Below are 10,365 nucleotides of genomic sequence, written 5' to 3'. Positions count from 1 at the left end.
AGTTATACGGACGCTACTGGTCCGGATGCGAGTGCCGAAATGCTGCGCTTCTTTCTTGATCATCCGCAACGACAATAGTGCAGGCCTCTCTTGTGGTTACCATGATTGCGACGGAGTGGCGTCCGCTGTGCATGTAGAGCAAGTCCGCTTGCTCAACTGCATAAAAGGCTGCCCGATGAATCACTTTCGGGGCGAATCTTCGGCGGCAGGTCGGCGAAGCCGGATTTGCGCCGCAATGAACGGGCTGCTGAACTCCAATGAAAAGAAAGATGAACGAATTCGCCGCAAATACCGTGTACTCAAGCACGACCTCGACGGCTTCCCGACCTCTCTTCGTGATCGCGTCGCTCGTGTTCCGCTTTCCCATCACGAGGCCCGCTATCAGCGTGGCCAATACGCCGGACAGGTGAAGGTTCTCGGCTAGCAGAAACGACCCATAGGCCGCGATCATCGCGAAGGTGATCTCGACGAGGTGATCGTCGGTGCGGTGCAGCAGCGATAGCACTGCGTTGCCGATTAGCAAACCGCAAAAGACCGAACCGACGCGCAGGGAATACGACACCGTGTGGCTATCGATCGGGATCGCCATCATGGTCGTGATGCTGGGGCGCGCCGTGGCTGTGTACCCGTGTTGCATGCCCTTCTCGCGCTCGTCGCTGCAGATCGAGGTGCGGCATCAACATATCCTGTTCTGGGGCGGGCTACGCGGTGCCTTGGCCTTGGCGCTCGCGATGGGATTGCCGCCCGGACTACCACGGCGCGAAGAAATCATTACTGTGTGTTTTGCCGTGGTTGCTTTTTCAATCTTCGTTCAGGGCGCCACGATGACGCCGCTACTAAGGCGATTGGGTGTCGTTTAAAGATGCGGGGCCTCAAAAGTTTCATGCACGCCTGCTTTTCATCCTCATCGTTGCGCTCGCGCATGCAGTCTAGTGAACCATGGTTACCGGCCTGGTAGTCACGCGCCACAACCCGGCGAGCATGGTCAGTCTGCGAAAGAAACCGAAATGGCTGGCGTCGATCACGACGACATCCGGTTGAGTCTTTGCAGCATAGGCGGCAATGGCTCTTGCGCCGTGCCCGAACACCCGCTTCCATTTGTACGGAACGCCTGCATCCTCAAGGACCGAGCGTGTCTGGATCAGCGCGTCGAGCATGATGTGCTTCTCATGGCGACGCAATGCGCTGCGCGAGTGAAACGCTGCCACACGCCCTTCGTCAATAGGCTCAAGCACTTCAAGCAGTTCGACTTCGGACACGCAGTGTTCCAGATACAGAAATGCGGCGTGTCGGGCAGCCTGTACGGCACCGCCGCTATCGACTACGGGGATCAGCAACCGTAACATTGAGCACTCCGATTTCGGCCAGCAGACCGACTTTGACACTTCCATTTCAGCACAGAGCGTGTCAATGAGTTGCAAAACTATACGCAGGACACGTAAAAATCCAGTCAACGCGACGTCTCGAACGCGGTGCAAACATGACGACAGCACTTCTGAGCGCAATTTCCCACTGAGTCGGCGCTTCAGTGCGGATTGCATGCTACTGCCCCTGATAGTCGTTCGCTCCGACCAGTCTGTAGCCTACGCCAGTCTCCGTGATGATGTACTCTGGTTGCGCCGGATCGCGTTCGAGTTTCTGGCGCAGGTGCCCCATGTAGACTCGCAAATAGTGGTTGTTATCAGCGTGCGTTTGGCCCCACACCTCCTGAAGTAGCTGTCGATGCGTCTGCACCCATCCTGCGCGTGACACAAGCGCCGACAGTAGCCGGTATTCGATCGGGGTAAGATGGACGATCTGGCCGTCGCGCGTTACCCTCCGTTCAGCAAGATCGATCGTGACAGCGCCGAAATGCACTTTGGTCGACTCCGTCCTGCCGCCGCAGGTTCGCCGCCGCAGGTGGGCGCGGATTCGCGCAGTCAGTTCCGGCAATCCGAACGGCTTGGTCAGGTAGTCATCGGCCCCGGCGTCGAGCGCCGCGACCTTATGCTCCTCCCGGGTTCGCGCCGTCAGCACGAGCACTGGCACAGTGGACCAGCTACGCAGTTCCCGAATCACGTCAATGCCGTCCATATCCGGCAAACCAAGATCGACGATGACGAGATCAGGCCGCCGTGTTGCGGCCTGCGCCAGCCCTTGCTCCCCCGTTTCGGCATCAAAGACCGTCATGCCATCCGCTTCCAGTGCCGTGTGAACGAAACGACGGATGTGCTTGTCGTCTTCAATCAGAACAACGGTGACCGTCGGCTCGCTCATGGTTTTGCCGGATCGACGGCCGGTGCCGGGAAGGCGCCCCCTGTTGACGCCGCCTGCTCTCCATCGTCGGGCCATAGCTCTGCGGGTGGCGCTTCGGCCGGCGGGGTCTCATCGGCGGGCAGCATGAACCAGAAGCGCGCGCCAATGATCTTACCCATTGTGCCGGTACGATTCTCGGCCCCGATCCTGCCGCCATGCGCCTCGACAATGGCACGGCAGATCGCGAGGCCAAGACCTATCCCGGCCTTCGCCGATTCTTTCTCGCCGCGCGTGAACTTGTCGAACACGCGCGTCTCCATGCCCGGCGGCAGGCCGGCCCCGCTATCGTCGACGCAGACCTTCACATATTTCCGGCCGCCATCATGGGCCGGCGTGGCATCGATCGTGAGCGGCGTCCCCGGTGGCGTGTACTTCGCCGCGTTCTCGAAGAGATTCACAAAGAGCCGCTCCATCAGCACCGCATCAAGCTGCAGCAGTGGCAGATCAGGCGGTACATGCACCTGGACTGGGCGCCCGGCGAGCGTACGCCGGCAAGCGCCGAGGGCCGCGCCGACGACCTCCTCGAGCATCGACCATTGCCGGTTCAGGCGCACGCCACCCGCTTCGAGGCGTGCCATGTCGAGCAGGTTCGTGACAAGACCATTCATCCTGAGCGCCTCCTCGTGGATTGCGTCGACGACTTCGCTGGTCGTTCTCGCAGGCACACCGCTTTTGTCCTGTTCGGCAAGCATCGACGCGAATCCGACGATTGCGGTCAGTGGCGTGCGCAGGTCGTGTGAGATCGCCGACAGCAGGGAGTTGCGCAGTCGTTCGGACTCCATGTTGATGAGCGCGTCCTGCGCGATTTCCACGTAGTGAACGCGTTCGAGCGCCAGCGCAATCTGGGCGGCGAACGCATCGAGCATCCGCTGCTGCTCTGGACTCGCCAGATCCGAAGTCTGCTCCGATACCATCGCGAGCACGCCGCGCGTACGCATCGGTGCCCTTAGCGGCAGGTACAGCGCGTCCGTGGCGGGCAGCGTATCCGTGCCACGTCCGGCAGGTTTTTGCTGGTCATACACCCATTGACCGATATCGAGGTCGAGCGCTTGTGCGTCCAGCATGACAGCAGGGTTAGGCTCTTCGACTTTCTGCCAGATCTTCTCTGCGCTGTCCGGCAGCAGGATCGCGACGCGCGCGTGAAACACTTCGCCGACGTGCCGCGTACCGATCTCGATGATCTGCCCGGTCGTCAGCGCCGCGCCCAGTTCACGTGACATGGCGTACATCGCACTGGTGCGCCGTTCGCGCATGGTCGCGATGTGCGCCTGACGGCGCAGGCTCGACGTCAGATGACTGATTGTCAAGGAAGTCAGCAGCATCACGAAGAAGGTCAGCACGTATTGCGTGTCCGAAACCGCGAATGTCATCTGTGGCGGTACGAAGAAGAAATCGAATGCCGCCACGCTGAGGAACGACAGCAGCACGCCCGGCCCGCGCCCGAGTCGCGCGGCCGCGAAGATCACGCCGAGCAGATACAGCATCACCAGGTTCGCCAGAGCGATATGATGGAGAAAGGCTGACGCAACGACTGTGATTCCTCCGCAGATTGCCAGGGCGTAAAAATAGCTTTGCGGCTTCAAGCGCCCGCCGCCTCCGGGCGCCACAGCAAAGCTCGGAGCACCGGCTCGCATATTCCGGCCCTCACGCTCCGGGGCCGCGCTCATCAGCGTGACGTCGATGTCGCGCGCGTACTGCACGAGCTGCTCGCCGACCGGCGCCACGATCAGCCGCCGCCAGCGTCCCCGCGCTGACGCGCCGGCAACCAACCTGGACACATTGCGCATGCGGGCGTAAGCAACGAGCGTTTGTGCGGCGTCAGTCCCGTCGAGCGTGGCAGTTTCGGCACCGAGTTCGGCGGCGAGCTTCAGCGCATCGAGCGTTCGTTTGCGCAAGTCGTCCGGCATGCGCTGCAGTTTCGGCGTCTCGACATACACGGCCATCCAGTCGGCCTTGATGCTCGTGGCGAGCCGCGAAGCGGCGCGCACCAGCACTGGCGCTTCCGGCCCCGGTCCGACGCACACAATGAGCCGCTCCCGTGCCTGCCAGATACGCTCAATAGACTGGTCGGCGCGATACTCACGCATCTGCGCATCGACGCGATCCGCGGTACGGCGCAGCGCCAGTTCGCGCAGCGCAATCAGGTTGCCCTTGCGAAAGAAGTTACGCACGGCATGCTCGGCCTGCTGGGGCAGGTAGACCTTGCCGTCTCGCATCCGGTCGAGCAGCTCTTCGGCGGGCAAGTCGACTAGGGTGACCTCGTCGGCGCCATCGAACACCCGGTCGGGGACAGTTTCCCAGACCCGGATACCCGTGATCTGACCGACAATATCATTGAGACTTTCGAGATGCTGGACGTTGACCGTCGTGTAGACGTCGATGCCCGCGTCGAGGAGTTCGTGGACGTCTTGCCAGCGCTTCAGGTGCCGCGCGCCCTGCACGTTCGAGTGCGCGAGCTCGTCGACGAGGATGAGCTTTGGCCTGCGGGCGAGCGCGGCGTCGATGTCGAACTCGGAGAGCTGGTGGCCGCGATATTCGTGGCGCGCGAGCGGCAGTATCTCGAGACCATCCAGCAGCGCGATGGTTTCCTTGCGGCCATGGGTCTCGATGATCCCGACAACCACATCGGCGCCTTCTTCGTGCTGCCGCCGGGCGGCCTGCAGCATCGCAAACGTCTTCCCCACGCCCGCTGACGCGCCAAAGAAGACCTTCAGGCGGCCACGCTGCTGTTTCTCTTTATCCCGCTGGATCCTATCCAGAAGTTCGTCTGGGTCGGGGCGGTCCATCGAGTGTCTCCCATAAACGGCCGGCGGCAGACGTCAGACCCGCCCACCTTCACGCCAGACGCACGTTGGCAGCACATCATCCGTGCATGGGTTTGAGATCGTCGAGCGCGAGGTTGAGCTTCAGCACATTGACGCGCGCTTCGCCAAAAATGCCGAACTGCCGCCCGGACGTAGAGCGGGCAACCAGCTCGGTGACCTGGTCGGTCGTCAGCCCGCGGGCCTTGGCAACGCGTGCGGTCTGATAGGCCGCCGCAGCGGGACTGATCTCGGGATCGAGACCGCTGGCTGAGGACGTCACAAGATCCACCGGTACCGGTTGCGACATGTCGGTGCCCGCTGCCTTCAAGGCATCGATGCGACCTTTGATTTCGTCAGCGAGTGCGGGGTTGGTCGGACCAAGGTTCGAGCCGCCCGAGTTTTGCGCGTTGTAAGGGTTCGGTGTGGTCGCCGACAGGCGTCCCCAGAAATAGTACGGTGCGTCGAACTGCTGGCCGATCAAGGCGGAGCCCACTGCCTTGCCGTTGTGCTCAATCAGGCTGCCGCTCGCCTGGTGTGGAAACGCCATACGTCCGATGGCCGTCACAGCAATCGGATAAATGCCCCCCGCGATCACGGTCAGTACGACGAACAGCACAAGTACGGGGCGAATCAGGTTTTTCATGATGTTTGCGCTCCTTGTGTCAAACCCAGCCAAACGCTGACATGATCATGTCGATCAGCTTGATGAACGGAAATGGGAGCAGAATTCCGCCGAGCCCATAGACCAGCAGGTTGCGGCGCAACAGTGCGGCAGCCCCCAGCGGTCGGTACTTCACGCCCTTGAGCGCAAGCGGGATCAGCGCCACGATGATCAGCGCATTGAAGATCACTGCCGACAGGATTGCCGAGGCCGGCGAACTCAGATGCATCACGTCGAGCACCCGCAACTGCGGATAGGTCGTCGCGAACGCCGCCGGGATGATCGCGAAATACTTCGCGACGTCGTTGGCAATCGAGAATGTCGTGAGCGACCCGCGCGTCATCAGCATCTGCTTGCCGATCTCGACAATCTCGATCAGTTTCGTCGGGTTGGAGTCGAGGTCGACCATGTTGCCGGCTTCCTTAGCCGCCTGCGTGCCCGTATTCATGGCCACCGCGACGTCGGCCTGCGCGAGTGCGGGGGCATCATTGGTGCCGTCGCCGGTCATCGCGACGAGGCGTCCTTCACCCTGATGCGTGCGGATGATCGTGAGCTTCGCCTCCGGCGTGGCTTCGGCGAGGAAATCGTCGACGCCCGCTTCGGCCGCGATCGCCGCGGCGGTCAGCCGGTTGTCGCCGGTGATCATGATGGTCTTGATGCCCATCTGGCGCAGTTCGGCGAAACGTTCCTTGATGCCGCCCTTGACGATGTCCTTCAGTTCGATCACACCCAGCACGCGCGCTACGTCGCCGTGTTTTTCCGCCACCACGAGCGGTGTGCTGCCACGTCGCGCGACATCCGTCACGGCGCTCTCGACCTCGGATGCAAACTGCCCGCCGTGCATTTCGACATAGTGCTTGATCGCTTCTGCCGCGCCCTTGCGGATCTCGCGGCCCGGCGCCCCGGAGGAAGTCCCCTTGGGGGACAGGTCGACGCCGCTCATCCGCGACTGCGCGCTGAACGCGAGGAAGGTCGCGTGCAAGGAGTTCATATCGCGCTCGCGGATGTTGAAACGCTGCTTCGCGAGCACAGTGATGCTGCGGCCTTCCGGCGTCTCGTCGGCAAGCGACGACAGCTGTGCGCCGTCGGCGAGCGCTTCCTCCGTGACACCCGGTGCCGGTATGAAGGCCGAGGCCTGACGGTTGCCGAGCGTAATCGTGCCGGTCTTGTCGAGCAGCAGCACGTCTACGTCGCCGGCGGCTTCAACAGCACGGCCCGAGGTCGCGATCACGTTCGCCTGCATCATGCGGCTCATGCCGGCAACACCGATCGCCGACAGCAGGCCGCCGATCGTCGTTGGAATCAGGCACACGAGCAGGGCAACGAGCGCGGTGATCGTCACGACGTGGCCGGCTTTTGCCACTTCGACGGAGAACATCGAGAACGGCAGCAGCGTGGCGGTAGCGAACAGCAGAACCAGCGTCAGCGCGACCAACAGGATCGTCAGTGCAATTTCGTTCGGCGTCTTCTGACGCTTCGCGCCTTCGACCATCGCGATCATGCGGTCAAGGAACGCTTCACCCGGGTTCACACTGACGCGTACGACGATCCAGTCCGACAGCACGCGCGTGCCACCCGTCACCGATGAAAAGTCGCCGCCCGACTCGCGGATCACCGGTGCGGATTCGCCGGTGATCGCCGATTCGTCGACCGACGCCACCCCTTCGATCACTTCGCCGTCGGCCGGGATCACGTCACCTGTCTCGACCAGCACGACGTCGCCGCGGCGCAGATCGTTCGCGGCCATGATGCGGATCGGCGCTTTCGGATGCGGCTCCTGCAGTTTCTTTGCCACCACATTGTGTTTGGCGCTGCGCAGCGACGCGGCCTGGGCCTTCGAACGGCCTTCGGCCAGCGCTTCGGCAAAGTTCGCAAAGAGCACCGTGAACCACAGCCACAGCGCGATCGCGAGGATGAACCCCGCAGGCGCCTCGGCCTGGCCGGCGAGCGCAGCAAACCACAGGATCGTCGTCAGGATGCTGCCGACGTAGACGCAGAACATCACCGGGTTGCGCAGCTGGGTTCGCGGCGTGAGTTTCCTGAAGGAGTCCACGATTGCCGGGCGAACCAGCGTCGGATCGAACATCGACCTGGCCGCGGTGCGCGCCTGACCAATATTACCCGGCTGATGGACAGGCGGTTGGGTATGGGTAGTCATGCTGTCCTCGAAATCAGTGGGCCGAGATCATCATCAGGTGTTCGACGACCGGGCCGAGCGCGAGTGCGGGCACATAGGTCAACGCACCGACCAGTACCACGGTGCCGAGCAGCAGCACGACGAACAGCGGGCCATGCGTGGGCAGCGTACCGGCGGTAACGGCAATGCGCTTCTTGCCCGCGAGCGAACCGGCGATGGCAAGCACCGGAACAATCGATCCAAAGCGCCCGAACCACATCGCGATCGCGAGCGTCACGTTGTAGAAGGGCGTATTGACCGACAGGCCGGCGAATGCGCTGCCGTTGTTGTTCGCGGCCGAGCTGTACGCATAGAGGATTTCAGAGAACCCGTGCGGACCGGGGTTGGCGATTCCAGCCACACCCGCTGCCGTCAGCACACCAACCGACGCGCCTAACAGTACGAGTAATGGCGTAAGCAGCACGGCGATCGAGACCATCTTCATCTCGTACGACTCGATTTTCTTGCCGACGTACTCGGGCGTGCGGCCGATCATCAGCCCGGCGACGAATACCGCGAGCAACGCGAACACAAGCATCCCGTATAGCCCGGAGCCCACACCGCCGAAGATCACTTCGCCAAGTTCAATCAGCAGTAGCGGGACCATGCCACCGATCGGCGTGAGCGAATCGTGCATGTTATTGACCGCGCCGCATGAAGCCGACGTCGTCGCAACGGTGAAGATCCCCGACTGCGCGATGCCGAAGCGCGTCTCCTTGCCTTCCATGTTGCCGCCCGGCTGCAAGGCGGACGCGGTTTGATCCACATGCAGCGAGGCAAGCAGCGGATTGCCGCCCTGCTCGGAGGAAATCTCCACCCAGCAGGCGGCCGCGAAGGCGATCGTCATCGCGGCGAGGATGGCGTATCCCTGGCGCTGGTCGCCTACCATGCGACCGAACACAAGGCACAGCGCGGCCGGAATGACCAGCATCGCGATCATCTGCACGAAGTTCGCGAACGGCGTTGGGTTTTCATACGGGTGCGCGGAGTTGGCGTTAAAGAAGCCGCCGCCATTGGTGCCGAGCATCTTGATCGCTTCCTGTGACACGGTCGGTCCCATCGCGATGGTCTGCCTGTCGGCCTTGTTGTCGACCATGACCGGATTGCCCTTCGCATCCTTCACCGGGTTGCCCTTGGCATCGGTCTTGGGCGTCTGGTAGGTCGTGACCTGCAGCGTGGCGACGTCCTTGTATGACTCGAAGTTCTGGATCGCACCCTGGCTGATGAATACGAGCGCGATGACCGTCGCGAGCGGCGCGAGGATGTAAAGCGTGATGCGCGTGAGGTCGACCCAGAAGTTGCCGATGGTTTTCGTCGTATGGCGTGCAAAGCCGCGGATCAGCGCTACGACGACGGCAATACCGGTGGCGGCCGAAAAAAAGTTCTGAACGGCTAACGCGGCCATCTGCGTCAGGTAGCTGACGGTCGACTCCGGCGTGTAATCCTGCCAGTTTGTATTGGTCACAAAGCTGATGGCCGTATTGAATGCAGCGTCGGGGGTCATCGGGCCGAAACCCTGCGGGTTTGCCGGCAGCCATTGCTGGAGGCGCAGGAATCCGTACACGGCCAGCGCGCCAAGCGCATTGAAAACGATCAAGGCGAGGGCATAGTGCGTCCATGCCATTTCGGCTTCGGGATTGACGCCAGCGAGCTTGTATAACACCGCCTCCAGCGGCCTTCCGATACGCCGCACGACGACGGACGAGCCGTCAAGCACGCTGGTCATGTAGCGGCCAAGCGGAATCGCGAGCGCGATCAGTACGACGATATAAAGTCCTGTCTGGAACAGGTTATTGGCGTTCATTCGAGGGCCTCCGCTCGCAGCAGGGCGTACACGAGGTAGACAAACAGTAAGAGCGTCGACACTGCGGCGAGCCACGTCATCCAGGAAGTCATGGACGGCCTCCGGGGGCGCGGCGGAGCTTGTCGCAGCCGACCGCGAGCGCTGCGACCAGCCCCCCGAATGCGGCGATGGCGATGAGGTAAACCAGATCCATGACGATGCCCTCCCATGACGGATCTTTCCAAGATCAAGCCTATGAAAAAGGGCGTAAACGCCGTGGTAAGACCACGTGCTGGGGTATAAAAAATATGTAAACGGGACCCGGTTCTCGCCTCGAAGGAACACCAGTCAAGGCGATCTGCGCGATGCGCGTCCTCCCCGGGTTCGGCGTCAGCCGTTCGCGCAGATCCGGACTGCGTCAGGCGCAGGCAGCTCTGTTCTCCGGGCGCGCCGAAGCAGCATGGACCAGACGCGACCTTTATCTGTCTGAGGCTGCCGGAATGATTCTTCTGAGCAGAGTTCGCACACCGCAAAGCACACCCCGTCAGCCACGCTCCAACCGCCTGCGTACCGTCCCCACCAACCTGTCAAACGGCAATGTACTCGCAGCCAGCGCACTGACCTCAGAAAAATTCTCCCTCACGAT

9 protein-coding genes and 1 pseudogene are annotated in these 10,365 nt (G+C 62.1%); 2 read left to right on the top strand and 8 right to left on the bottom strand.

Annotation, left to right across the window (positions count from 1 at the left end; all coding sequences use genetic code 11):
* Positions 1 to 298: 298 nt before the first annotated feature.
* Positions 299 to 589: pseudogene (locus F6X40_RS40230) on the bottom strand (cation:proton antiporter); the annotation flags it as partial.
* Between the two features lies 1 nt (position 590).
* Here F6X40_RS40230 and F6X40_RS40225 point away from each other — a divergent pair.
* On the top strand, positions 591 to 860 hold the full coding sequence (locus F6X40_RS40225; protein WP_262421732.1) for a cation:proton antiporter: 270 nt from the start codon (positions 591 to 593) through the stop codon (positions 858 to 860).
* A gap of 69 nt (positions 861 to 929) precedes the next feature.
* Here the strand turns inward: F6X40_RS40225 and F6X40_RS40220 are convergent, their stop codons facing one another.
* The 7 genes from F6X40_RS40220 to kdpF all read right to left on the bottom strand — a co-directional run bounded on the left by F6X40_RS40220 (position 930) and on the right by kdpF (position 9,832).
* On the bottom strand, positions 930 to 1,541 hold the full coding sequence (locus F6X40_RS40220; protein WP_410452720.1) for a universal stress protein: 612 nt from the start codon (positions 1,539 to 1,541) through the stop codon (positions 930 to 932).
* A 1-nt stretch (position 1,542) separates the two neighbouring features.
* On the bottom strand, positions 1,543 to 2,256 hold the full coding sequence (locus F6X40_RS40215; RefSeq protein WP_187631714.1) for a response regulator: 714 nt from the start codon (positions 2,254 to 2,256) through the stop codon (positions 1,543 to 1,545).
* Positions 2,253 to 5,081 carry a sensor histidine kinase gene (locus F6X40_RS40210; protein ID WP_187631713.1) on the bottom strand — a complete coding sequence of 943 codons (2,829 nt, stop codon included), beginning with the start codon at positions 5,079 to 5,081 and terminating at the stop codon, positions 2,253 to 2,255. The genes F6X40_RS40215 and F6X40_RS40210 overlap by 4 nt, the downstream gene beginning before the upstream one ends.
* Positions 5,082 to 5,157: 76 nt before the next feature.
* Positions 5,158 to 5,742, bottom strand: a complete 585-nt coding sequence (gene kdpC, locus F6X40_RS40205) for a potassium-transporting ATPase subunit KdpC (RefSeq protein WP_187631712.1) — start codon at positions 5,740 to 5,742, stop codon at positions 5,158 to 5,160.
* 19 nt (positions 5,743 to 5,761) lie between these two features.
* Complete coding sequence (gene kdpB, locus F6X40_RS40200; RefSeq protein ID WP_187631715.1) at positions 5,762 to 7,846, bottom strand: potassium-transporting ATPase subunit KdpB; 2,085 nt, start codon at positions 7,844 to 7,846, stop codon at positions 5,762 to 5,764.
* Between the two features lie 85 nt (positions 7,847 to 7,931).
* Entirely contained in the window at positions 7,932 to 9,740 is a 1,809-nt protein-coding gene (kdpA, locus tag F6X40_RS40195) for a potassium-transporting ATPase subunit KdpA (RefSeq protein ID WP_187631711.1), read from the bottom strand.
* The gene (kdpF, locus tag F6X40_RS40190; protein WP_090806156.1) at positions 9,737 to 9,832 is read right to left on the bottom strand and encodes a K(+)-transporting ATPase subunit F; all 96 of its coding nucleotides are present in this window, start codon (positions 9,830 to 9,832) and stop codon (positions 9,737 to 9,739) included. The genes kdpA and kdpF overlap by 4 nt, the downstream gene beginning before the upstream one ends.
* 252 nt (positions 9,833 to 10,084) lie before the next feature.
* On the opposite strand from kdpF, the gene F6X40_RS43745 reads away from it, so the two are divergent.
* Positions 10,085 to 10,365 (top strand): hypothetical protein (locus F6X40_RS43745; protein ID WP_222946302.1); only part of this gene is annotated, 281 nt, incomplete at its 3' end.

The organism is Paraburkholderia sp. UCT31, assembly GCF_014397655.1.
Classification (GTDB): Bacteria; Pseudomonadota; Gammaproteobacteria; order Burkholderiales; family Burkholderiaceae; genus Paraburkholderia; species Paraburkholderia tuberum.
The sequence above is the reverse complement of the archived record's forward strand: the minus strand, read 5'-3'. Positions and strand labels throughout refer to the sequence as shown.